Consider the following 24,889-nt stretch of genomic DNA (forward strand, 5'->3'; position numbering starts at 1 on the left):
TCGTCCGGCTCGCGCACCTGTGTGCGGCGAACACCGATGGGGACGGCGGTGCGTTCCGAAATTCATCGGCGCGCCCGGGACCGGGTCGGGTCGGCCGCGGTCCAGCGGCGCAGCCAGGTCTCGACCGTCTCGGCGATGTCGTCGAAACCGGCCCGATAGGAGTGTGCCTGGCCGGGGATCACCCGCACTTCGGCGGCGTCGCCGGGCTCGGGGATGCCGAAGGGATCCCGTGCCCCGTTCACCACGACGACCTCGATATCCCCGGGGGCGAGCAGTTCCTCGCGCCGGGACTTCTCCGGCTTCCCGGGCGGATGCAGCGGGAACGACAGCGCCACCACGCCCCGCGCGCCGACCGCGCCGGCGGTGCGGCAGGCCACGCGCGCGCCGTTGCTGCGGCCGCCCTGGACGAGGGGGAGTTTCGCGAACTTCGCGCGCACGGCGGCGACGATCTCCTGCCAGGCCGCGTCCTGGGCGACGGCCGAGCCGGGTGCGCGCCGCCCGGCCACCCGGTAGGGCTGTGTCACCAGGGCCACCGCCCCGCCCAGTGCGAGTGCCCGATCACGCACGGCGAGAAGATCTTTCGCATCCGTGCCGCCGCCGGATCCGTGCGTCAGCACCAGCAGGAACGCGGCCTTCCCCGCGGGTCGGGCGATCTCCACCTCGGCCGGTCCGGCACTCGTCTCGATGCGCATGAACGCACGGTATCCACCCGCCCGGCCGACCCGCGCGCGCCACACCCCGGGGCGCTGCGTGGCAAGTGCCGATGGGTCCGATACGTCCGATTCCCCGCCCCGCCGACCTCACCGTGGATGATCGCGCACGGTGCGCGGCAACCCGCCCCCACCTGCCCGGATGGCCCCCTAGCTGCGACAACGGAAATCCCTCGGGCGCAAGGCGGCCGCGGGCGATCAGCAACCCGCGTGCTTCTCGTCACATTGGGCCGAGATGTTCTTGGCGGAGGCCCTACCCGTGGGTAACATGGCGCATAAGTTACCCGCTAGTAGCCTGCCTTTACGCTGTCTAGCCGGAGGACCGACGGGCGGGAACGGCAACCACCGAACCGCACCCATCTCAATGGAGAGTGAGTACACGGCCATGGGTCACTACAAGAGCAATGTTCGCGACCTCGAGTTCAACCTCTTCGAGGTGCTCGGCATCGGCAGCCTCCTCGACGGCGGCGCCTACGGTGATCTCGACACCGACACGGTGAAGGAAATGCTCGCGGAGGTCCGCCGCCTCGCCGAGGGCCCGCTCGCGGAGTCCTTCGCCGACGCCGACCGCAACCCGCCGACCTTCGATCCGGCCACCCACACCGTCACCCTGCCGGAGTCCTTCAAGAAGTCCTACCGCGCCCTCGAGGACGGCGGCTGGTCCAAGGTTCCGGTGCGCGAGGAGCTCGGCGGCCTCGGCGCCCCGAGCGTCATCGGCTGGGCGCTGGGCGAAATGATCCTCGGCGCCAATCCCGCGGCCCAGATGTACGCCGCCGGAGCCGGTTTCGCGCAGGTCTTCTACAACAACGGCACCGACGAGCAGAAGAAGTGGGCCCAGGTCATCGCCGACCGCAACTGGGGCGCCACCATGGTGCTGACCGAGCCGGACGCCGGTTCGGACGTCGGCGCGGGCCGCACCAAGGCCGTCCAGCAGGAGGACGGCTCCTGGCACATCGAGGGCGTCAAGCGCTTCATCACCTCGGGTGACTCCGACGACCTGTTCGAGAACATCATGCACCTGGTGCTGGCCCGCCCCGAGGGCGCGGGACCGGGCACCAAGGGCCTGTCGCTGTTCTACGTGCCGAAGTACCACTTCGACTTCGAGACCCAGACCCTGGGTGAGCGCAACGGCGTGTTCGTCACCAATGTCGAGCACAAGATGGGCATCAAGGTCTCGGCCACCTGTGAGGTCACCTTCGGCGGCCACGGCGTGCCCGCCAAGGGCTGGCTGGTCGGCGAGGTACACAACGGCATCGCGCAGATGTTCGACGTCATCGAGAACGCTCGCATGATGGTCGGCACCAAGGCCATCGCCACCCTGTCGACCGGCTACCTGAACGCCCTCGAGTATGCCAAGACTCGTGTGCAGGGTGCCGACCTGACCCAGATGACCGACAAGACCGCGCCGCGCGTCACCATCACCCACCACCCGGACGTGCGTCGTTCGCTGGCCATGCAGAAGGCGTACGCCGAGGGCCTGCGCGCCGTGTACCTGTACACCGCCGCGCACCAGAACGAGGATGTCGCACAGCTGGTTTCGGGTGCGGACTCCGACGTGGCCTTCCGCGTCAACGACCTGCTGCTGCCCATCGTCAAGGGTGTCGGTTCCGAGCGCGCCTACCAGTACCTGACCGAATCGCTGCAGACCTTCGGTGGCTCCGGCTTCCTGCAGGACTACCCGATCGAGCAGTACATCCGCGACGCCAAGATCGACTCGCTGTACGAGGGCACCACCGCCATCCAGGCGCAGGACTTCTTCTTCCGCAAGATCGCCCGCGACCGCGGTGTGGCGCTGGCCCACGTGGCCGGTCAGATCCAGAAGTTCATCGAGCGCGAGGGTGGCAACGGCCGTCTGAAGGCCGAGCGCAAGCTGCTCGCCACCGCCCTCGAGGATGTGCAGGCCATGGCCGCCACCCTGACCGGGCACCTGATGGGCGCCCAGCAGGATCCGAAGGAGCTGTACAAGGTCGGCCTGGGTTCGGTGCGCTTCCTGCTCGCCGTGGGTGACCTGCTCATCGGCTGGCAGCTGCTGGCGCAGGCCGAGGTCGCCATCAAGGCCCTCGACGGCGGCTCGACCGAGCCCTTCTACCAGGGCAAGGTTGCCACCGCGCAGTTCTTCGCCCGCAATGTCCTGCCGGAGCTGACCTCCGTCCGCACCGTCCTGTCGAACCTCGACAACGACATCATGGAGCTGGACGAGGCCGCGTTCTGACGTAGCCCTTCCATACCGGAAGACAACACAACGGCCCGGTGATCCCGGGCCGTTGTGCTATGTGCGGGGCGTTGTCCCCAGCACGGGCCGTGCCTGTCGAAAAGACCAACGGCATATGTCGATTCGGTTACCTCAGGTAACAACTCACATCGGTTATCCACAGCTGTGCATCGGGTTATCCACAGCTGGTGGATAACCCGATGGTGTTGCGCCGTGGAGATATTCGGCAGGAGAGAAGGTCAGCGGCCCGAATCCTCGTCCGCGTCCTCACCCGAATCCTCGCCCGGCGCTACGCACTTCACGACCGGGATGGGGTCGTACTTCACCGTGCGGGTGTGGCGGGAGATCTCCTTGCCGGTGCGGTAGTCGCGGATGACGCGGGTGTCGGAGGTGGTGAAACCGGGCGCGCCCTCGGTGGCGATGCAGTCGTCGCCCTTGGGGAGGGTGATGGTGGTGGGTTCGGTCTCCTTGGTGCGGGGACCCGGGATGGATTCCACATCAACGGTTTTGGTGCTCCACAGGCGCACGGTGACGGTGGAGCTGTCGGCGCTGGCCTCGATGTAGACGCCGTAGGGGGTGTTGTTGCGGAACTGGAGGTCGATCGCGCCGTCGAAGACCGTGGCCTCACGCGCGGCCGGATAGCGCGAGATGTAGTAGCTGTGCTCGGTGTGCCCCGCGTCCTCCATACCGGCGAAGTAGGCGGCGTTGTAGAGCGTGGTGGCGAACTGGCTGATACCGCCGCCGACCGCGGTGCTGGGGCGGCCCTTGTCGATGATTCCGGATTCCACATAGCCCTCGGCGGCCCCGCGGGTACCGGTGAAACCGTTGAGCGAGAAGGTATCTCCGGGCAGCACGATCGCACCGTTCACCTTGGCGGCCACGGTGCGGATATTGACGCCGGACGGCCCGCTGAATCCGCCGGTGGTGAACGAGCCCACCACCTCGACCAGGCCCAGCTTCTCGGCGGCCTCGGTGGTCAGCTCGGGCTGCACCGGCTCGTAGACCACCGCCGCGGTGCGCTCACCGGTGGCGCTCACCAGTTGCGGGAGCGCCTCGAGGGTCTTCGGCCAGGAGATCTTGTCGCCCACCACGGCGGGCACCAGCGTGAGTCGGTTGCCGCCGGGTTCGAAGGTGGCGTCCTTCGGCTCCACCTCGGTCGGCGCCAGCTGCGGTGCGAGCGCGGCGATCGCGGCATCGTTGTCGTAGGCGAGGGCCAGACCACCGTGACCGTCGGGGGTGAAGCGCAGCACGGTCGCGAGCTGCGCGGGTTCGAGGGTCCCGTTGCCGCCCTTGCCGGTGAAGGTCACCGGTGACTGCACGGCGGGTTCGGCGAGGGTGCTCACCGCGGTGTCCACGCCCTGCCGCGTCACCTCCGCGCGGGTCGAGATCACCGGCAGGTCCAGGACGCCGCCGTCGGCCCAGTGCTCGAGCAGGGTGGTGCGGGCGGCCGGTGCGTCCAGTACCCGACCCGGCACCGGATACACCGGCACGGGTCTGGCGTCCTCGAAACGCACTGTGCCCTCGACCGGTTGCAGATCGAAGGCGCGCAGCTCCTGCACCTGCCGATCCAGCGCCGCGTCGTCGACATCGGCGACCGGGGACACCGCACGATCGGTGAACAGCGACGCCAGCCGGACGAACGGGTTGAGCGGCTGGCCGCCGATCCGGTCCCAGGTGGCGGTCCAGTCCACCCCCAGACCGGCATTGGCGGGCACGAAGGTCGCGCTCTCGTCGCCGACGCGGACGGTCAGCGGCTGGGTGGCGCGGCTGTTCAGCTCCAGCTCCAGGACCGACTGCGCGGCGGCGCGGTCCATGCCGCCGATATCGATGCCCGCCACCTGGACCCCGCGCGGCACCTCGCCGGAGGACATCGCCCAGTCCGCGGCGTAGGCGATACCGGACAGCGCCATCAGCACACCGGCTGCGATTCCGGCGCGGCGGGCGGTGGCCGAGTCGAGGAACCGGGTACCGGGCGCGGGCTCCGGACCGGTGTTCCGAGTCGGCGTGTGGCGGCCGGTACTGGATCCGCTGGTCACGAACCACCCTCCCGATGGTCGGAGAAAAGGGCACCCGCGCACGCGAGTTCACCGCACACCATAGTGGGAGACACCGGCATCCGACGATTCCCTGGCCCACGGCAAACCCTGTGCAACAGGTCACTGAACAAGGAAAGAGCCCCGTGCGGTTGCCGGGTCGGGGGTCTGGCAACAGCACGGAGCCACCCTCTCTATCGAGCCCCGTCAGCATGCGTTACACCCCGCGCCCGGGAATCCCGGAAAAAACCCGAAACCGGCGAGCGGGACAATCGAGGAGGTTGCTACCGCAGCGCTCGGCCACGCCGAGGATCGAGACGACTCGAGGGAGATGAGTATGCAGCTGGGAATGATCGGCCTGGGCCGGATGGGCGCCAATATCGTGCGCCGCATCGCCGCCGCCGGGCACACCGCGGTGGGATACGACCGCAACGGCCCGCATGTCGACGAGCTCGGCGCGGAACTCGGCGACCGCTTCTCCGGCACCACCGACCTGCCGAAGTTCGTGGCCATGCTGGAGACCCCCCGCGTGGTCTGGGTGATGATCCCCGCCGGAGCCACCGGCGCGGTCATCGACCAGCTCGCCGACCTGCTGGAGCCCGGCGACATCATCATCGACGGCGGCAACAGCCGCTACCACGAGGACATCGCACGGGCGCAAGCGCTGCGGCCCAAGGGGATTCACTACCTGGACATCGGCACCTCGGGCGGCGTGTTCGGCCGCGACCGCGGCTTCTGCCTGATGATCGGCGGCGAGGCCGAACAGGTGGAATACCTCGAACCCCTGCTGAAGTCCATCGCCCCCGGGGTCGAGGCCGCACCGCGCACCCCCGGCCGCACCGGCGAACCGTCGCCCGCCGAGCAGGGCTATCTGCACTGCGGCCCAGCGGGCGCGGGCCACTTCGTGAAGATGGTGCACAACGGCATCGAGTACGGGGCCATGGCCGCCTACGCCGAGGGCATGAACATCCTGCACAAGGCGAATGTGGGCAAGCAGCGGGATGTCGAGCACTCCGCCGAGGTGACGCCGCTCGAACATCCCGAGCACTACTGCTACGACATCGACATCCCCGAGGTCACCGAGGTGTGGCGGCGCGGTTCGGTGGTCGCCTCCTGGCTGCTCGACCTCACCGCGGCCGAACTGCACGCCGACCCGAACCTGGACTCCTTCGGCGGTCGCGTCTCCGACTCCGGTGAGGGCCGCTGGACCCTCGACGCCGCCATCGACGAGGGGGTGCCCGCACCCGTGCTCGCCGCCGCGCTCTTCCAGCGCTTCTCCTCGCGCGGTGAATCGCTGTACGCCGACAAGGTGCTCTCCGCCATGCGCCAGGCGTTCGGCGGGCACCATGAACTACCCGGGAAGTAGCCGCCACGCGGATCACCGTGGTCGCGCCGACGGGGCCCCGCACATCCGCCGACACATCACCGCGGTCGCGCCGACCGTCCCCGCGTACCCGGCATTCGGCTCGGGTGGATACGGCGGCGCGCGCCACCTCGACCCCACCGACGCGCGACAGCACCCTGGAGTCGGGGTGGGCGGCCGTGCCGGTGGCGGCTACCGTCGGGGCATGCGCATCTTCCCCGGGATCGTGCTCGCCATGGCCGCGGTCGTGCTGACCGCATGCTCCGGTGGCGGTGGCGGTGGCGAGACCGCCGCAGACCGGACCGCCACCACCACCGGTGCCACCGACACCACCACCGAAACGACCAGCACTGCGGCGCAACAGGATTGCGCCGCGGGCTACCTGGCGCAGTTCACGCTGCGGCAGAAGCTGGCGCAGCTGATCACCGTGGGCGTCACCGACGCCGCGGACGCGGAGAACGTGGTGCGCACCGAGCAGGTGGGCGGCATCTTCGTGGGCGGCTGGACCGATAAGGCGCTGCTGGCCCAGCACCAGATCGACGCGGTGCTGGCGGCGTCGCGCACCCCGCTCATGGTGACCGTGGACGAGGAGGGCGGGCGGGTGTCGCGGCTGCGCGACCTCATCGGCTCGGCCCCGTCGGCGCGGGTGGTCGCCCAGACCATGAGTGTGGAGGAGTACTACCAGCTCAGCCTGGAGCGCGGCCGGAAGATGAAGGCGCTCGGCATCACCGTGGACTTCGCGCCCGATGTGGACGTGAGCAGCCAGCCCGACGACTCGGTGATCGGCGACCGGTCCTACTCCGACGATCCCCAGGTGGTCACGGAGTACGCCGGGGCGTTCATCCGGGCCATGAACGAGGCCGGGGTGGGCACGGTCATGAAGCACTTCCCGGGCCACGGCGCGGGGTCGGGCGATTCGCACACCGGCGCGGTGCGCACGCCGCCGCTGGAACAGCTGCTGGACCGCGATCTGGTGCCGTTTCGGGGGCTGATCGAATCCGGTGCGGCGGTCATGATCGGACATCTCGATGTGCCCGGACTCACCACCCCGAATGTGCCCGCGAGTATCAGTCCCGAGGTGATGGCACTGCTGCGCACCGGTACCGGCTACGGTGCGGCACCCTTCGACGGAGTGATATTCACCGACGATCTGGGCGGCATGGCGGCCATTACCAGCCGCATGTCGATCGCGGAGGCGGTGGAATCCGCCCTGGTCGCGGGGGCGGACAATGCCCTGTGGATTACCACAGACGCGGTGACGAGCGTGCTCGACCGACTCGAGCAGGCGGTCGCCAGTGGCCGTCTGCCGGGTAGCCAGGTGGATGCCTCGGTACTGCGCATGGCAAGGTTCAAGGGCACTGGGCCGCGCTGCTGACGTCTGGACGACCGGCGACCGAGAAGCCCTTATCGACGCTGCACGGTGCGTATCGCGAGCGAATCTTCCGCAATGTTGAGCTCGCGGAACTTACCATGGAGTAAGATAAGGGTTTCGACATGTCCTAGGAGTGTGGATGGCAGGCGGAACGAAGCGGCTACCCCGGGCGGTTCGTGAGCAGCAGATGCTGGACGCCGCCGTAACGGTGTTCTCGCACAAGGGCTATCACGACACCTCCATGGACGCGATCGCGGCCGAGGCCAAGATCTCCAAGCCCATGCTGTACCTGTACTACGGCTCCAAGGACGAATTGTTCCGCGCCTGCATCCACCGCGAGAGCATGCGCTTCATCGAGGCCGTCGCGGTGGCGGGCAACCCCAAACTGACCCCGCACGAGCAGTTGCGGGCGGGCCTCGAGGCCTTCCTGTCCTACGTGGACAACAACCGGCTGTCCTGGCAGGTGCTCTACCGGCAGGCGCTGAACCAGCAACCGTTCGCGCCGGACATCATCAACAGCCGCGACCGGATCATCGAACTCACCGCCAAACTGCTGGAATCCAGCGCCAAGTACGCCGAACCGGGCACCAATTTCGAGATCGTGTCCGTCGCGGTGATCGGGGCGGGCGAGGCCATCGCCGACCGGGTCGCCAGCGGTGAGGTGGAGGTCCGCCAGGCCGTCGACCTGCTGGACAACCTGGCCTGGCGCGGTCTGGCGGGGCGCAAACCCGAACCGTCCGCCGAGTAGCGAGTTCCCGCCGAGCGGAGTGTGGATTCGACGAGTACGGCCGGGCCTGCGCACTCGCCGCACATATGGCGGCACCGCGCCCGAGCGGGGGCGGGCCGCCGGTGCGAAGCGGCAGCGGGCGACCGAGCCGGGGGCGGCGCTCGCGGGATCGTGATGCGAGCGCCTCCGACCCGGATCCGGGATGTGCGAGGCGCTGTGATCGGGGGTGAAAGCACAGAGCCGCGCACCGTGTCACCGAACCGGATGTCGATACCCCTGCGAGCCGACATTCGGTTGGGACGGTGCGCGGCTCCGGTCCCCCTGGTCCGGGGTCGAGCTTCGCGCGGGGCGGTCGAGAGATCCGACCGCCCGGCAACTCAACGCAGCGTAGCGGTCAGGTGCGGGTACCCCTTCTTCGGGTGGCGCAGGGCCAGGTCCCAACCGCCTTCCACCTGGTCGGCGTAGACGTTCACCGTGGAGGGCAGGAGGATCGGCTTGCCGAACTTGACGTCGTAGGTGGCCTTGCCGGGGACACGGCCCTCGATATTGGCGAGCACGTTCGCCGCCGACCACATGCCGTGCGCGATGGGCTTCGGGAAGCCGAACGCCTTGGCCCCCAACACCGAGGTGTGGATGGGGTTGTGGTCACCCGACGCCGCGGCGTACCGGTTGATCATCTGCTGATCCACCCGGGTCTGGCGCATCGGCGGCGGCGGCACCTCGTCCGGCTTGGGCTCGGGCTTAGGGCCGCCCGACAGCGAGGTGCGCTGCTGGTGCAGGAAGGTGGTGACCTGCCGCCACACCTGCTCACGGCCGACGCTCACCGCGGTGACGGCGTCCACCAGCAGGCCCTTGGGGTGCTCGCGCAGGTTCTCGATATGGGTCTCGAAATCCAGCGGCTCCGACACCGAGATGTCGCGGGTGCGCTCGATCAGGTTCTGCGCGTGCACCGCGCCCACCGCGACGAACGGGAAGTCGCGGGCCACCACCAGCTGCATGGCCAGCGGGAAGCTCAGGATGAACGGGTAGGTCAGCGGCAGCGCGTCGCCGAAGCGCAGACCGGTGGCCCGGCAGTACGCCGACAGGTGATCGGGATCGACCCGCAGCCCCCGCAACTTCACCACCCGGTCGGGCAGGGTGGACGGCCGGTTCGACAGACCCGGCACCGGAATGGCCCCCAGCGCCGCCTTGACGAAAAGGCTGCTGTTCTTCGGGGTTTCGGTGAGCGTGATGGTCTCGGTCATCATGCTCCGATCAGGGCCTGGCCGCAGACGCGAACCACGTTGCCGCTCACCGCGTTCGAGGCCGGGGACGCGAAGTAGGCGATGGTCTCGGCCACATCCACGGTCTGACCGCCCTGCAGCAGCGAGGACAGCAGGCGGCCCGCCTCGCGGGTGCCCAGCGGAATGGCGGCGGTCATGGCGGTCTCGATGAAGCCCGGGGCCACCGCATTGATGGTGATGCCCTTCTCCGCCAGCTTCGGAGCCTCGGCGTTCACCATGCCGATGACACCGGCCTTGGAGGCGCCGTAGTTGGTCTGGCCGCGGTTGCCCGCGATACCGGCGATGGAGGACACGTCGATCACGCGGCCGCCCTCCTTGAGCGCGCCCTTGGCCACCAGGCCCTCGGTAATGCGGTGCGGAGCGGCCAGATTCACGTTGATGACCGAGTTCCAGCGGCCCTCGTCCATATTGGCGAGCAGCTTGTCGCGGGTGATACCGGCGTTGTGCACGATGATGTCGACGCCGCCGAAGCGCTCGGTGGCGAACTCGGCGATCTTCTCCGCGGCGTCCGGGGCGGTGACGTCGAGAGCCAGCGCGGTGCCGCCGACCTTGTTGGCGGTCTCGGCCAGCGCCTCACCGGCGGCGGGGATGTCGGCCACGATCACGGTCGCGCCGTCGCGCGCGAACACCTCGGCGATGGTCGCGCCGATACCGCGGGCCGCGCCGGTGACCACGGCGACCTTGCCGTCCAGGGGCTTGTCCCAGGAGGCGGGGGCGGTGGAGTCGTCCTTGCCGACGCGGAAGACCTGGCCGTCGACGAAGGCCGACTTGGCCGAGAGGATGAAGCGCAGGGTGGACTCCAGGCCGGTGGCGGCGGCCGCGGCCTCCGGGTGCAGGTACACCAGGTTGCAGGTGGCGCCGCGCAGCAGTTCCTTGCCGACCGAGCGGGTGAAGCCCTCGAGCGCGCGCTGGGCGATCTGCTCGTCCACGGACGCGGCCAGCTCGGGGGTGGTGCCGACCACCAGCACACGGCCGGAGGGAGCGATGCTGCGCATGGCGGGCTGGAAGAACTCGTACAGCTGCTCGAGCTCCTCGATGGTGCGGATGCCGGTGGCGTCGAAGACCAGCGCGCCGAACTTCACGCCCGGCGACACCGCATCGACGAAGGTGTAGTCCGAGAGCAGGTTCCGCACGGCGTCGGCGACGCGACCCTTGCCGCCGACGAGTACCGGACCCGGCAGCGCGGGCTCACCGGCCCGGTAGCGGCGCAGGGTCTCCGGCTGCGGCAGACCCAGCTTGCTCGCCAGGAACGCGCCGGGGGCGGAGTGGATGAACGATCCGTACAGGTTGGGAGCGCCCTTGCTCTTGCTGGCAGCCACTGGTTCCTACCTTCTCTTCTCGTCGGTGCCCGGAAGCGATGTCGCGCACATGGGCGGGTACGGTGTCGACAATGAACTTACTCCAGAGTAAGTTTAATGTAAACCAGGCCCGATCCCACCGACCGGGCATGCCGGACCCCGACGAGACACTGGAGACTCGAGTGACCACCAAAGCCCGTTCGGCGAAGGCCGCGGCCAAGAACACCAAGCAGGCGCGCCCCGTCGCCATCCTCGGCGGCAACCGGATTCCGTTCGCCCGCTCCGACGGCAAGTACGCGCACGCCTCCAACCAGGACATGTTCACCGCGGCGCTGGACGGACTGGTCGCCCGGTACGGCCTGCAGGGCGAGCGCCTCGGCATGGTCGTCGGCGGCGCGGTGCTCAAGCGCGTCGGTGAGCACGGCATGATCCGGGAGAGCGTGCTCGGCTCCACCCTGTCCCCCTACACCCCCGCCCACGACCTGCAGCTCGCCTGCGGCACCGGCCTGCAGTCCATCGTGACCGTCGGCGACGGTATCGCGCTGGGCCGCATCGAATCCGGCATCGGCGGCGGCACCGACACCACCTCCGACGCGCCGATCGGCGTCAGCGAATCCATGCGCGAGTGGATGCTCGACGCCAACCGCGCCCGCAAGAACTCCGACTACGTGAAGCTGGTCGGCCGCCTGCGCCCGTCCATGGTCGGCATCGAGATCCCGCGCAATGCCGAACCGCGCACCGGGCTGTCCATGGGTGAGCACGCCGCCATCACCGCCAAGGAGTTCGGCATCGCCCGCGAGGCGCAGGACGAGCTGGCCTACCTGTCGCACAAGAACATGGCGGCCGCCTACGACCGCGGCTTCTTCGACGACCTGGTCACCCCGTTCCTCGGGCTTACCCGCGACGACAACCTGCGACCCGGCTCGACCATCGAGAAGCTGTCCACCCTGAAGCCGGTCTTCGGCGTGAAGCTGGGCGACGCCACCATGACCGCGGGCAACTCCACCCCGCTCACCGACGGCGCGTCCGCGGTGCTGCTCGGCTCCGAGGAGTGGGCCGCCGCGCACAACCTGAAGCCGCTTGCCTACCTGGTGGATTCGGAGGTCGCGGCCGTCGACTACATCCACGGGCCGGACGGTCTGCTGATGGCCCCCACCTACGCGGTGCCGCGCATGCTGGCGCGCAACGGGCTGAAGCTGCAGGACTTCGACTACTACGAGATCCACGAGGCGTTCGCCTCCGTGGTGCTCGCCACCCTGCAGGCGTGGGAGTCGGACCAGTACTGCAAGGAGCGGCTGGGCCTGGACGGCGCGCTGGGGCCGATCGACCGCACCAAGCTGAACGTGAACGGATCCTCGCTGGCGGCGGGCCATCCGTTCGCCGCCACCGGTGGGCGCATCATCGCGCAGACCGCCAAGCTGCTGGAGGAGAAGGGCGGGGGCCGGGCGCTCGTCTCCATCTGCGCGGCGGGCGGCCAGGGTGTGGTCGCGATCGTCGAGCGGTAGACGGTCCGGAGTTACGCGGGCGGCCCCGGTTCGGGTGAACCGGGGCCGCCCGTCGCATATGCGGGACCGGGTGCCGCGGTGCGGGATTCGAGGTCGCGCGGCGATCCGGATTCGGGGTTACTCGGGCAGTCGGCTCGAAGCCGTTCAGCCGCCGATCCATCTCCACGGTCTTCTCGCCCATGCCGAGCAGCGGCAGCGCCATGGCCACGACGCAGCAGGGCAGCGTCGCGATCGACAGCAACCCAACCGCCGGTCAGGCAGTCTGGGATCGCGGGACGCTCGCGCAGTTCGGGATCGAAGCCGCTCAGACGGTCCGGGGATCGCGCGGGACGCACGGGCGGTCCGGGGGTTGGAGCTGCGCGGGTGGGCTGGGGGCGGAGTTGTGCGGGTGGGCTGGGGGGGCGAAGCTGTGCGGGTGGGCTGGGGGGCGAAGCTGTGCGGGGGGATAAGCGCGTGGTTGGAGTGTGCTGCGCTTGCCCACCCTGCGCCGCTGGCGCAGACTGCCCAAGCGCAGCGGTACAGGTGCCTGGGCGGGGCGACAGGGGGCCGGGAATCAGTGTGTGAGAAGGGTGAGGGTGCGGGTGGCCAGGTCGGTGATGTGGGGGTCGCAGTAACCGGCTACCGAGCTGTGGACGCGGTCTTGGAGAGGGGCGGTCCAATGGGTGGGGATGGCGTGGGCGCCGGTGAGGATGCCCGCCACCGAGCCCGCGGTGGCGGTAGTGGAGTCGGTGTCCCAGCCGCCCTGCACGGTGAGGGCGATGGTCCGGGTGAAATCGCCTTCGCCCCAGAGCAGTCCGGCGCTGATCAGGCAGGCGTTGCCGATGGCGTGCACCCAGTTGTAGTGGCCGTGGCGGGCGTGGATGGCGGCCACGGCCTGGTTCCAGGTCAGGTCGCGGGCACGATCGTCGGCCACCTCGGCGAGCGCCACCGCGAGGCGGGAGCGCGCTGGGACGACGGCCTGCGCGGCCGCCAGGGCGGTCTCGGGATCGGGGGCGGTGAAGGCGGCGGCGGTGAGCGCGGCGGCCCAGCTCGCGGCCCAGACGCCGTTGCCGGTGTGCGACAGCGAGGCATCGCGGGCGGCCAGGGCGGCGGCGCGGGCCGGTTCGCCGGGACAGACGTAACCGTAGATGTCGGCGCGGATCAGCGCGCCTATCCACTCGCGGTAGGGATTTCGATGGGTGGCGGTCGCGGGCGGCAGGTAACCGTCGATGAGGTTGCGGTAGGCGACGCGTTCGGCGGTGTAGGTCTGCAGGAACGGGAGATGTTCCAGCCACAGCGCCGCCACATCGTCGGGGGTGAACTCGGTGCCGTGCCGTTCGATCAGGTGCAGGCCGAGAATGGTGTAGTCGATGTCGTCGTCACGCGGACAGCCCGCGATATTGCCGAGCGTGGATTCCCGCCAGGTCCAATGCAATTCGTACCCTTCGGGCATCGGCTCCCGCACCGGAACATAGTCGCGCAGCGGATACCGGCCGATCGGCTCCAGATAGTCGCGGATATGTCGTGGCGTCCAGACGAATCCGTTCTCCAGCGGCTTGCCGAGCGTGCAGCCGACACAGCGGCCCAACCATCCGCCGCGCACCCGGTCCGACAGCTCGGCGACCGATACCGCGGGCGCGGGCGCGGGCACCGCGGGCTCCGGCTCGCGCGGATCCTCCCACTCCGTGTACGGCCACTCCGGCACCCGCTCGGCGGCCTCGATGCGGTCCAGCAGCCGCCAGCACGCCGCCGGAACCGGCCGCTGGGTGTCGGTGAGTTCGAGCATCTCCTGCTCGAACTCGTCCACCGCCCAACCGGATTCGTGTCGCTGATGCCATTCGTAGTGCAGCAGGGCGCGCGGATCGGCCTCGTGGTGACCGAAGAACGCGGTCTGGATCGGGTTCACAGCACCGCTTTCGCGGCGGCCAGCACCTCCGACAGCAGCGGCAGCGATTCATCGCGTTGGGGTGCGCGCGCCCACCAGCGACCCTCGTGGGTGTGGCGGCCGAAACCGGTCGGCAGGATGACATTGCTGCGGTGGGGCCCGATATCCACGCTGTTGCGCTCCAACTGTTCGATGCATTCCACCGTGGGGTACCCATCGAAGACCGCGAGGAACGTCCGGCGCGGCGGTTTTTCGCGCACCAGCACCGGGCCGGGGATGCCGCGCACCGTCAGTTCACCGAGTATCAACGCCCCCAACGGTTCCGGGGTGTTCAGCGCCGCGACGGTGTCGACGAGGGGTAGCACCACGAACCCCGGCGTGGTCACGTGGACATGCGGCAGGCCGAACAGGGAGCGGTACACATGCGCCCAGTCCTGCGGGGTGGTCAGTTCCTCCAACCGCACTATCCACACACCTCGATGCTCGAAATACTCCCGCGGCGACGGCATTGTCGATCGTCGGTGCGAGGCCGACGAATCCAGTGAAGACCCCGTCCCGTTCGGTCGCCACGGGTTTGGGTGAATCGTTCGCAAACAGTGTTCGATCCGCAGCTGGTTCGTACCGACCGGTGCGCATGCGCGAACGTGCCGGTAACACCCAGAACACGGGGACGACGCGAGACGGTGTCACTCACCGCCGTCCTTGCGGGTGAACCGGCGCGTCGCGGGGTACCCTCGAGGCAGGGACCAACGCTCCTACCAGGAGGTTCGTCATGCCGTGCGACCTGATGCTGATTGCCTACGACGGCTCCGAGAACGCCCGGCGGGCCGTCGAATACGCGGGCCGCTTCCTCACCGCAAACCGAGCCGTCGTGCTCACCGCATGGGAGCCCATGGTGCGCCAGGCCGCGCGGCTGTCCGGTATCTCCGGCGTCCTCCAGCCGGAGTGGGTGACCGACGAGGAGATCGAGGACGTCGCCTACACCGACGCCAAGAACATCAATGCCGAGGGCGCGAAACTGGCCGGACTGGCCGGGCTCAACGCCGAGGCGCGGACCGTGGAGTGCACCACCACCATCTGGAACGCCATCGTGGACGTGGCCGACGAACTGGACGTGGACATCATCGTGGCGGGCACGCGCGGCGCCACGGGCATCCGGGCGCTGCTGCACTCCAGCGTGGCCGACGCCGTGCTCAAACACTGCCACCGGCCGGTCCTGCTGGTACCGCCCGGCCGGGACCCGAAGGATCACTGATCCCGCGCCGTGGAATCGCCGACCGCACCCGTCCCGGCGATGCCGGGAACCGTCGCGGTCCGGGATTTCGGGGCGCGCTGAGACCTTCGTCGCTCCGCCGCCGAGAGGCCGCGGCACCGGACTATGGTCGGAAAGATCATGGACGGATTCCTGCTCGCGACTCCCGGGGCGGTCCTGCGGACCGCCGGTGTGCGCGCCGCCCTCGATACCGTTGAGGGCGCGGCGGCGGCACTGCGGGAGGGGGCGGAACTGGTGGTCGGCGCGCTCGCCTTCGACCCGCGCCGACCGGCCGCCCTGGCGGTACCCGAGCGCTCCGCGCACACCGCCGGACCGTGGCGGCCCGCCGCGCTGCCGGAACTGCCGCCGGTCCGGGTCGTCACCGAGATGCCCAGTGCGGCAGAGCATGTGGCGCGGGTGACCAAACTGGTCGAACAACTCGCCGATCCGGGACAACCGCTGCGCAAGGTGGTGGCGGCCCGCTCGCTCATCGCGGCGGCGGAGTCGCCGTTGGAACCGGAAGTCATTGCGGCGCATCTTATTACACGACACCCGAATGCGAACGTATTCGCCGTAGATCTGGGTCCGGCCGGGCGTGGCGGCGAAACGCTCATCGGGGCCACCCCCGAGGTGCTGGTCGCCCGGCACGGTCGCACGGTCACGCTGCGCCCGCTGGCCGGAACGCTGCCGCGGCGGCCCGACCCGGCCGACGATGCCGCCCAGGCGCGGGAACTGCTGGCCAGCACCAAGAACCGCGACGAGCACGCCTTCGTGATCGAGTGGATCCGCGAGCGGCTCACCCCCGTCTGCGCCGAACTCACCGTTCCGGACGGGCCGGAGATCATCGGCACCGCCGAGGTCTGGCATCTGGCCACCCCGATCACCGGGCGGCTGCGCGACCCGGACGTCACCGCCCTCGATCTCGCCGTCCTGCTGCACCCCACCCCCGCCGTCTGCGGCACCCCGACCGACCTCGCGCTCGACGCCATCACCGAACTCGAGGAGGATCGCGGGTTCTACGGCGGCGCGGTCGGCTGGTGCGACGCCCACGGCGACGGCGAGTGGGTGGTCGCCATCCGCTGCGCCGAGCTGTCCGCCGACCGCCGGGCGCTGCGCGCCTTCGGCGGCGGCGGGATCGTCGCCGCCTCCGACCCGCGCGCCGAACTCGACGAAACCAGCGCGAAGCTGCGCACCTTCCTGGGTAGGCTGCGCTGCGAGCTTCCCACCTAGCGCTGCGCGCTTCCCACCTAGCACCGCCGGATCGGTGCTGTTCCCGCCATCAGCCCTGTGACCTGGGACTCATCCGGAGACGACCGCGCGCGGAGCCGCCCACAACCGGGCTACCGGTACGTACATGTCTGCCTCCCCGCCATCGACCTGCTAGGTTGGCTCTCCAGTTACGCATGCGTCGATGTATGGGAGTACCGCGATGAAGTTTGCCGTCCCTGGTGTAGCGAGCGCTGCCGGTGGAGCCCTGCTCGGACTGGTCGCCGTGCTGCTGGTGACGATGGCGGCGAGCCAGAACTCGCGCCCGGACATCGACCGCAGCGGAGATGCCTCGAGCTCGCTGCTCAACAACGTCGAGTACGGCGCACGCTGAACTGACCTCCGCTGATTCCGCCGGGACCGGTCTATCCGACCGGTCCCCGGCCACCGCACCGCTGGGTCGGCGCTGGCTGATCGGCACGGTGCTCGCCGCCTTCCTGCTGACCTTCCTGCAGGCCCCCGGCCAGACCGTCGCCGACACCAAATACGACCTGGCGCAGAACCCGCTCGGCTTCCTCGCCCGCGCCGCCCACCTGTGGAGTTCCCAGGCACCCATGGGACAGGTGCAGAACCAGGCGTACGGGTACTTCTTTCCGCACGGGGCGTTCTTCTCCCTCGGGCACTGGCTCGGCCTGCCCGCCTGGGTGACGCAGCGCATCTGGTGGGCGCTGCTGCTGCTCGCCGGCTTCTGGGGCATCGTCCGCCTCTGCGAAACCCTCGGCATCGGCAGCCGCGGCTCCCGCGTCATCGCCGCCACCGCCTTCGCCCTCTCCCCCCGCGTGCTGACCACCCTCGGCTCGATCTCATCGGAAACCCTCCCGATGATGCTCGCCCCCTGGGTCCTGCTGGCCCCCGCCGCCCTGGGCGCGGCACTGACCCGCCGCCGAACGGTGACGGCCGACCAGCCCGCACCCCCGGGGGCGGCACCCGCGGAACCCACAACCCCGACGGCCGGTTCCGATCGACCCGCACATGGTGCGACGGCACCCGGGCGACCCGCGCACCGCACGACCGCGCTCGGGCCATCCGCGCCGGGCGAGCACCAGCCCCCGGCGGCGTCCATGCTGGGCAGACTGCGGCCACGGCGGTTCACGCCCGCGCCCGGCGGCGCGCCGCGACCCGAGACCTCCCCGCGCACGCCCAGCGGCGACGAGTCGTCCCGACTCGCGACCGACCCCAGGCCGTGGCGCGGCGCGACGACCCCCGCCGCCAGCGCGTTCGCACTGGCCCTCATGGGCTCGGTCAACGCCGTCGCCACGGCCGCCGCCTTCCTCCCCGCCGCGCTGTGGTGGGCCTCCTACCGGCCCAACCCACTGTGGTGGCGCTTCACCCGCGCCTGGATTCCGCTGCTGGCCCTCGCCACCTGCTGGTGGGTCGTTCCGTTGCTGCTGCTCGGCCGGGTGAGCCCGCCGTTCCTGGACTACATCGAGTCCGCCGGGGTGACCACCCAGTGGGCCTCCCTGGCGGAGGTGCTGCGCGGCACCGACAGCTGGACCCCCTTCGTCTCCCCCGAGCGCATCGCCGGTGCGGTGCTGGTGACCCAGCCCGCCGCCGTGCTCGCCACCGGCATGCTCGCCGCCGCGGGCATGGCCGGACTCGCCCTGCGTTCCATGCCCTGGCGCGGCCGTTTCGTCCTGATCCTGTGCGTGGGCCTGGTCGGCATCTGCGCCGGCTACGTCGGGCAGTTGGGCGGCCCGTTCGCCGAACAGGTGCGGCTGTTCCTGGATTCCGGCGGCGCACCGCTGCGCAATGTGCACAAACTGGAACCGCTCATCCGCATACCGCTGGTGGTCGGCCTGGCACACCTGCTGAGCCGGGTGCCGCTGCCCGCGTCGGTTCCGATGCCGGTGTGGCGCAAAGCCTTCGCCCATCCCGAACGGCACCGCATGGTGGCGGTGACGGCGCTCGTGCTCACCGCCCTGGCGCTGTCCACCTCGCTGGCGTGGACCGGGAAGCTGGCCCCGCGCGGCGCCTACGACGAGGTGCCGGGCTACTGGAAGCAGACCGCGCAGTGGTTGGCGCACAACGCCGCCGACACCCGCGCACTGGTGGTGCCCGGTGCGCCGTTCGGCAGCCAGGTGTGGGGCCTGACCCGCGACGAACCGCTCCAGGCCCTGGCGAGCACCCCGTGGGCGGTCCGGGACGCGGTGCCGCTCAATCCCCCCGGCGCCATCCGCGCCATGGATTCGGTACAGCGCCTCATCGCCGACGGGCGGCCGTCGGCGGGACTCGCGGCCACGCTGGCCGAGCAGGGCATCGGCGTGCTGGTGCTGCGCAACGATCTCGATCCGGAGACCTCGCGCTCGACGCGACCCATGCTGGCGCACCAGGCGATCGAGGGCTCGCCGGGACTGCGCAAAGTGGCGGAGTTCGGCGATCCCGTGGACACCAACGGGAAGGCCGACGGCCTGGTCTCCGACGGAGACCTGCGGCCGGGCTATCCGGCTGTCGAGATCTACCGCGTGCAGCCGCGGCCGGTGGGCACGCCCGCCGACATCAACAGCGGGACAGGCGCGCCGGAGTCCTTCCCGGGTGCGTACGAGGTGCCGTTGGACGGTGTGCCCGTGGTGCAGGGCGGTCCGGAGGTACTGGAGCGGCTGGCCCGCGATCCCGGTATCCCCGCCGGACCGACACTGCTGGCCGCCGATGCGGAGCGGGCCGGACTGCCCATCGAGGCGGTCACCGTCACCGATACCCCCATGGCCCGGGAGACCGATTTCGGGCGCGTCGACAACCACAGCTCGGCCGTGCGCGCGGAGGGCGATCCGCGACGGACCTTCAACCTGGTACCCGACTATCCGGTACCCGGCGCGCAGCTGGTGCGCGGGGAGTGGTCGGGGGCCACGATCACGGTCTCCAGTTCGGCGGGCGATGCCACCCAGCTCGGCGGTGCCGCGCCCGGCAGCTCCACCGCCGCGGTGGTCGACGGCGATCCGGCCACCGGCTGGCTGAGCAACGGCACCCAGACCGCCATCGGCCAGTGGCTGCGGCTCGATCTGGACGAACCGATCGACGCGGGCGCACTGCGGGTGACCACCAGCCGGGCCGCCATCGGTTCGCCGGTGAAGTGGCTGGAGGTGGCGACGGCCCGCGGCACGGTGTCCGCGCGTGTCGCCGAACCCGGTACGCCGGTGAACATCTCACTGCCGCCGGGACGGACACAATGGGTCAAGATCACCGCCCGGCAGACCGAGAACGGCTCGGGCGGTGGGCAGTTCGGCATCAGCGAACTCACCCTCGACGACTACGGGCGGCGCGACGATCCCGTGCGGGTGGATATCCAGCATCGCATCGTGCTGCCGCCCACCCCGGCGGGCGCCTGGATCGACGGCTGGCGGCTCGGCCAGGAATTCCCCGGCCGCAGCGCCTGTTTCGACGCACCGGACCGGATTCGATGCAGTAAGGCACTCGCACTGGCCGCCGAGGAGCCCGGCGTGTTCGAGCGCATGCTCTCGGTGCCCGAACCGCTGGCCGTATCGCCCGAGCTGATGGTCCGCACCCGGCCCGGACCCGCGCTGGAGCGGCTGCTCTCCGATCCGACCCGACCCGTCGCCCGCGGGCGCGCCGATGTGGCCGATCCGCGGGGCGCGGCCGTGGCGGCCACCGACGGCGATCCCCGCACCAGCTGGGTCGCGCCGGAGACCACGGTGCGAAACATCCTGGGGCCCAAGCCGACCCTGGTCATCGAACTGCCCGAGCCGACGCTGGTGACGGGCATCGCCATCACACCGTCACCGGGCGAACTGCCCGCCCATCCGACCTCGGTATCGGTGAATCTCGGTGACGGGCCGCAGATTCGCGAGGTGGATCCCGACTCCGGCGCCACCTCCCGCGTCGACCTGCATCCACAGGTCACCGACCGCATCGAACTCAGCATTCACACCTGGGATACGGTGCTCGACCGCACCGCACTGGGTTTCGCGCAGGAACAGCCGCCCGGCCTGGCGGAGGTCGCCGTCCTCGGACCCGACTACCCGGCCGCCGCAGACCCGGGCACACCGATCACCGTGGACTGCGCCAACGGCCCGACCATCGCCATGGCCGGCCGCACCCTGCACACCTCAGTGACCGGCACGATCGACGAATTGCGTTCCGGCGCACCGCTGCCCGCGCGCCTGTGCACCCCCGAGGAAGTGGCCGCCGACGCGCCGGACCTGCCGGTCGATGACGACTGGGACCGCACCGGCGGCGACCTGGTCGGCCTGCCCGCCGGACAGGTGGACGTGACGGTCGCGCCGACCGAACTCTTCACCGTCGACGAACTGCGCCTGAACCGTGCCGCGCTGGGCGGTTCGTACGCGCCGGCGACGGAAGAGAGTGCGGCAGCCGCTCCCACCCCGCCTCCGGCCGCTTTCGCCGCCCCCACCGGTGTCCGCGCCGCCCCCGGCACGCGTCTGCTGGTGCTGCCGCTCAGCACCAATGTGGGCTGGGAGGCGCATACCGCCGACGGCACCGCGCTCGAGCCGGTGGTGATCGACGGCTGGCAGCAGGCCTGGCTGGTTCCCGCGGATACCGAGGGGCCCATCACCGTCTCCTTCCCCGCCGACCGCTGGTACCGCCTCGCGATCTTCGGTGGACTGGTCCTGCTGGTGCCGCTCGCGGTGCTCGCGCTAGGGGGCTGGCTCTCGTACCGCGTGCGCGCGCTGCGCACCCCCGGCACCGGTCCGGCCGAGCCGCCCGCGAGTCACGCGACCGAGCCACACGCGGATGCTGCGGCCAAACTACTCGCGAGTGACGCGGCCGAGCCACACGCGCATAACGCGGACCAGCCGTACGCGGAGGCGGATACCCCAGCGATCACCAGGCACTCGGCCGCGCCCCGCACCTGGCGCAGCCGGACCGTGGGCGCACTGGGAATCACCGCCACGGCGGGGCTGATCTCCGGACCCGTCGGAATAGCGCTCGCCGCAACGGCTCTCGTCGCCAGCCACCTGCGTCCACGCCACTGGGACCGCATCCTCGTCGCGCTGGCGGCAGGCGGCACCGCCGTCTCCGCCGCCGCGCTCTCCACCGGCCCCTGGCGCTCCCCCGAGACCTATATGGGCGGCTCCCTCTGGACCCAACTCCCCGCCCTCGTCGCCGTCATCGCGGTCGCCGTCGCCGCCCTCCCCCCGGGCCGTCCCCGCTGACAGATCGAGGGGGAACTGGTAGCGGCATCGCCCGAGAGGTTCCCGCCACCAGTTCCCCCTCGATGCTCAGCCGAAGCGGCGCGCCCAGCGGCGGACGGGTTCCTCGATGAGGGCGTAGCTGGCGGCGGCCAGGGGGAGGGTGAGGGCGATGGTGAGGGCGAGGACCTGGGGGAAGTCGCCGCTGAAGGGGACGATGGCGAAGACCGGGAAGACGATGGAGAGTACGGCCAGGTGCCAGAGGAAGACGCCGTAGGACCAGCGGCCGAGCATGGCGGCGGTGCGGCTCTCCAGCCAACGGTGGCGGATATCGGGGCGCAGCACCAGGGGGGCGAGCAGGGTGAAGCCGATGATCGCGCCGAAGGCCATCTTCATGACGTACTGCCAGGGCGCACCCCGGGTGAGTCCGGGCAGGCCGCCCAGATCGGTGGCCGAGAGCAGCAGGGCCGCGGCCGCGATCGGCCACAGAATCCACGGATTCCCGGCGAGGCGGCGCAGCCGCGGCACCGCCAGGTCGGCCAGTTCGGCCAGCAGCATGCCCGCGGCGAACCAGGGCAGGTAGCCGGGCAGCCAGTTGTCGGAGTTGATGGCGTCCGGGGTCGGCACCGGAATGAGATTCCAAGTCAGACACAGTGTTCCGAAGGCGAGCAGCACCGGCACCCGCCAGCGCGCCCGCTCCCCGCGCAGCCACGCCACCGCGAAGGCCAGCAGCGGCAGCACCAGATAGAACGCCATCTCCACCGACAGACTCCACATCTGGGTGAGCCCGTCGGTCAGGGTGAGCGGCACGAATACCTGCACCAGGCCGAGATTCGCCAGCCACACCCGGAATCCGGCGGTGCTCGCCGCGGTCGGCAGCAGGATCAGCACCGCACAGACCACCGCCCAGTACGCGGGCAGGATGCGGGCCGCACGATGCAGCAGGTACCGCCGCGCGGTGGGCGCGGTGCCGAGTCCGCGCGCCGCGGCGGCGTGGGGCCGCCAGAGCAGGAATCCCGACAGTGCGAAGAACACCGCGACAGCCATGTCGAACCGCTCCAGCACACGCCCCACCACTGGCAAACTGGTCGCCCCGGTTTGGAATGCCACGTGGGTGACAACCACACCGAGCGCCGCCAGCCCGCGCATGCCCTCCAAGGCGGGCAGGAATCCGGCCCGTGATGTCCGCGCCCGGTGTGCCGCCGCCTCGGCTCCGGAGACCGCCGCGGCTGCCCGCTGGTCGATATCGCCGGGTGCGGGTCGGGCCGCGGTCGGCGCGGAGCCGCCGTGTCGCGGTGCCATAGCGAAAGCAGATGATGTCGCGGATGTCGGGCCGGTGGCAGCCGAAGTGGTCGCGCCGGTGGAATCGCCGCGCGGCGGTGCGGCCGTGTCCCCGCCCGCGCCGACGGGTGTGGAAGTCGACTCGATTGCACCCTCCACCTGCGCGGATTCGGCTTCTTCACCGACCGGTCGGAGGGGTTCGGAGGACGGGTGCAGGGTCGTGGTCATCGCGATCCAGTGTGCCTTGTCTGGCCTGATGTGAGCACTCCGTGTTTGACTTGGGGCCGTTTCGCGGGGATTTCCGGCCTCGGCGCAGCGTAAGGGCAGACCGGACTGTTAGTGTCGGGGCTCACGCGTGCTGCGCGGCGACCGCAGTACCGCGCCGGAACGACCTGTTCGACGACGAGGAGAACCTGCATGGCACTGAGTGCCGGTACCAGAAGGACAGTAGCCTGCCTACTCGTGGGGTTGGGCGCGATGCTGCTCGTCGCCGCGGTGATGATCCCCACCTATACGGTCAATCAGCTCGCCAAGACGCCGCTCGACCTGGAGATCACCACTGTCGCGACCAATGGACCCGAGAACGCCGGTGAGGTCCTCGACGCCAAGTCGCTGACCTCCCCCGAGGGCGCGGCGAAGGTCGACACCAACGTGCCGCTGTTCTCGCAGCGCTTCCTGACCATCGAGGAGCCGGTCAGCGCGGAGATCCTGACCATTCAGGCCGGTCAGACGCTGCGCCGCACCGACAAGCAGGGCGACACCGGCCTGCTGACGGCGTCCATCGACCGGGTCACCGTGGACCGCAAGACCGGTATGCCGGTCGACGAGGTCGACGGCGGCCCGAACGGCGCGATCGGCGCGACCGTGGACAAGAACGGTCAGACCGTGATGGACCCGGTCCAGCACACCGGTCTGCAGTACCGCTTCCCGATCGGCACCGAGAAGAAGACGTACCCGTACTTCGACGTCAACGCCCGGCAGACCTACGACATCAACTTCGTCGAGGAGACGGAGATCAACAACACGAAGGTCTACCACTTCTCGCAGACGATCCCGCCCGTCGACCTCTCCACCGTGGTGAACTCGCCGACCAACAAGCTGAGCCTGCCCGCCGCCAAGTGGGGGCTGGAAGGCGAAGAGCCGGTCACCATGACCCGCTGGTACACCAACACCCGTGACGTGTGGGTGGAGCCGCAGACCGGCACCGTCATCAAGGGCGGCGAGAAGATCTACCAGTACTACGCGCGCAGCGCCGACAACCCCGAGGTCACCGTGCTCAAGGGTGAACTGGTCTTCGACGAGAACACCATCGAGTCGCAGATCGCGGTCGCCAAGGAGAACACCGACAAGCTGGCCCTCTACGGCCGCGTCATGCCGATCATCTTCGGCGTCCTGGGCGCCATCGCCCTGATCGCGGGTCTGGTGCTGGGCCTGCTCGGCGGCGGCAAGGATCCGGTGCGCCGCGGCGCGGCCCGCTCGGGTGCCGGTCCGCGGCCGGGTTCCGGTGACGCGTTCTCGGACGCGCCGACGCAGCAGATCGACATCGGCAAGATCGACACCGAGAAGAAACCCTGATCTCGGACTGATCCCGAACCAGCGGCTCCCCACCTGTGACAGG

The 24,889-nt window shown here is 70.1% G+C and carries 17 protein-coding genes; 10 read left to right on the forward strand and 7 right to left on the reverse strand.

Features of this window, described 5'->3' with window-relative positions; genetic code table 11:
• Positions 1–62: 62 nt before the first annotated feature.
• The gene (locus tag QJS31_RS26115) at positions 63–692 is read right to left on the reverse strand and encodes an alpha/beta family hydrolase (RefSeq protein ID WP_282781829.1); all 630 of its coding nucleotides are present in this window, start codon (positions 690–692) and stop codon (positions 63–65) included.
• Positions 693–1,095: 403 nt separating this feature from the next.
• Here QJS31_RS26115 and QJS31_RS26120 point away from each other — a divergent pair, with 403 nt between their 5' ends.
• Complete coding sequence (locus tag QJS31_RS26120) at positions 1,096–2,922, forward strand: acyl-CoA dehydrogenase (RefSeq protein ID WP_282781837.1); 1,827 nt, start codon at positions 1,096–1,098, stop codon at positions 2,920–2,922.
• A gap of 239 nt (positions 2,923–3,161) precedes the next feature.
• On the opposite strand, the gene QJS31_RS26125 is transcribed toward QJS31_RS26120, so the two are convergent.
• Positions 3,162–4,958, reverse strand: coding sequence for a VanW family protein (locus QJS31_RS26125; RefSeq protein WP_306357979.1), 1,797 nt, complete (start codon positions 4,956–4,958; stop codon positions 3,162–3,164).
• Between the two features lie 334 nt (positions 4,959–5,292).
• On the opposite strand from QJS31_RS26125, the gene gnd reads away from it, so the two are divergent.
• The 3 genes from gnd to QJS31_RS26140 all read left to right on the forward strand — a co-directional run bounded on the left by gnd (position 5,293) and on the right by QJS31_RS26140 (position 8,438).
• A complete protein-coding gene (gene gnd / locus QJS31_RS26130) occupies positions 5,293–6,321 on the forward strand; it encodes a phosphogluconate dehydrogenase (NAD(+)-dependent, decarboxylating) (RefSeq protein WP_282781839.1) in 1,029 nt (342 codons plus the stop codon).
• A 202-nt stretch (positions 6,322–6,523) separates the two neighbouring features.
• A complete protein-coding gene (locus QJS31_RS26135; RefSeq protein WP_306357980.1) occupies positions 6,524–7,693 on the forward strand; it encodes a glycoside hydrolase family 3 N-terminal domain-containing protein in 1,170 nt (389 codons plus the stop codon).
• A 136-nt stretch (positions 7,694–7,829) separates the two neighbouring features.
• Positions 7,830–8,438 carry a TetR/AcrR family transcriptional regulator gene (locus QJS31_RS26140; protein ID WP_282781834.1) on the forward strand — a complete coding sequence of 203 codons (609 nt, stop codon included), beginning with the start codon at positions 7,830–7,832 and terminating at the stop codon, positions 8,436–8,438.
• 356 nt (positions 8,439–8,794) lie between these two features.
• Here the strand turns inward: QJS31_RS26140 and QJS31_RS26145 are convergent, their stop codons facing one another.
• Both QJS31_RS26145 and QJS31_RS26150 read right to left on the reverse strand, forming a co-directional pair.
• Entirely contained in the window at positions 8,795–9,661 is an 867-nt protein-coding gene (locus QJS31_RS26145) for a MaoC/PaaZ C-terminal domain-containing protein (protein WP_282781841.1), read from the reverse strand.
• Positions 9,661–11,019 (reverse strand): 3-oxoacyl-ACP reductase, encoded by a 1,359-nt coding sequence (locus QJS31_RS26150; RefSeq protein ID WP_282781835.1) that lies wholly within the window; start codon positions 11,017–11,019, stop codon positions 9,661–9,663. Before QJS31_RS26150 ends, QJS31_RS26145 begins: the two co-directional genes overlap by 1 nt.
• A 161-nt stretch (positions 11,020–11,180) precedes the next feature.
• Between QJS31_RS26150 and QJS31_RS26155 the strand changes: the two genes are divergently transcribed.
• Positions 11,181–12,503 (forward strand): acetyl-CoA C-acetyltransferase, encoded by a 1,323-nt coding sequence (locus QJS31_RS26155; RefSeq protein ID WP_039818075.1) that lies wholly within the window; start codon positions 11,181–11,183, stop codon positions 12,501–12,503.
• A gap of 553 nt (positions 12,504–13,056) precedes the next feature.
• Here the strand turns inward: QJS31_RS26155 and QJS31_RS26160 are convergent.
• Positions 13,057–14,388, reverse strand: a complete 1,332-nt coding sequence (locus tag QJS31_RS26160; RefSeq protein ID WP_306357981.1) for an ADP-ribosylglycohydrolase family protein — start codon at positions 14,386–14,388, stop codon at positions 13,057–13,059.
• Complete coding sequence (locus QJS31_RS26165) at positions 14,385–14,831, reverse strand: hypothetical protein (protein WP_282786281.1); 447 nt, start codon at positions 14,829–14,831, stop codon at positions 14,385–14,387. Before QJS31_RS26165 ends, QJS31_RS26160 begins: the two co-directional genes overlap by 4 nt.
• Before the next feature lie 308 nt (positions 14,832–15,139).
• Between QJS31_RS26165 and QJS31_RS26170 the strand changes: the two genes are divergently transcribed.
• The 4 genes from QJS31_RS26170 to QJS31_RS26185 all read left to right on the forward strand — a co-directional run bounded on the left by QJS31_RS26170 (position 15,140) and on the right by QJS31_RS26185 (position 22,014).
• On the forward strand, positions 15,140–15,622 hold the full coding sequence (locus tag QJS31_RS26170) for a universal stress protein (RefSeq protein ID WP_282786282.1): 483 nt from the start codon (positions 15,140–15,142) through the stop codon (positions 15,620–15,622).
• A 138-nt stretch (positions 15,623–15,760) separates the two neighbouring features.
• The gene (locus QJS31_RS26175; protein WP_306357982.1) at positions 15,761–16,849 is read left to right on the forward strand and encodes an isochorismate synthase MenF; all 1,089 of its coding nucleotides are present in this window, start codon (positions 15,761–15,763) and stop codon (positions 16,847–16,849) included.
• A gap of 199 nt (positions 16,850–17,048) precedes the next feature.
• Positions 17,049–17,219 (forward strand): DUF2613 domain-containing protein, encoded by a 171-nt coding sequence (locus QJS31_RS26180; protein ID WP_081592797.1) that lies wholly within the window; start codon positions 17,049–17,051, stop codon positions 17,217–17,219.
• Entirely contained in the window at positions 17,173–22,014 is a 4,842-nt protein-coding gene (locus tag QJS31_RS26185) for an alpha-(1->3)-arabinofuranosyltransferase (RefSeq protein WP_306357983.1), read from the forward strand. Before QJS31_RS26180 ends, QJS31_RS26185 begins: the two co-directional genes overlap by 47 nt.
• 66 nt (positions 22,015–22,080) lie before the next feature.
• On the opposite strand, the gene QJS31_RS26190 is transcribed toward QJS31_RS26185, so the two are convergent.
• Positions 22,081–23,139 (reverse strand): acyltransferase, encoded by a 1,059-nt coding sequence (locus QJS31_RS26190; RefSeq protein ID WP_282785494.1) that lies wholly within the window; start codon positions 23,137–23,139, stop codon positions 22,081–22,083.
• Between the two features lie 549 nt (positions 23,140–23,688).
• Between QJS31_RS26190 and QJS31_RS26195 the strand changes: the two genes are divergently transcribed.
• Positions 23,689–24,846 (forward strand): DUF3068 domain-containing protein, encoded by a 1,158-nt coding sequence (locus tag QJS31_RS26195; protein WP_306357984.1) that lies wholly within the window; start codon positions 23,689–23,691, stop codon positions 24,844–24,846.
• The last annotated feature ends 43 nt before the right edge of the window (positions 24,847–24,889 follow it).

Origin of the sequence: Nocardia sp. CC213A (genome assembly GCF_030766805.1) — a bacterium.
In the GTDB taxonomy this organism is placed as follows: Bacteria; Actinomycetota; Actinomycetes; order Mycobacteriales; family Mycobacteriaceae; genus Nocardia; species Nocardia otitidiscaviarum.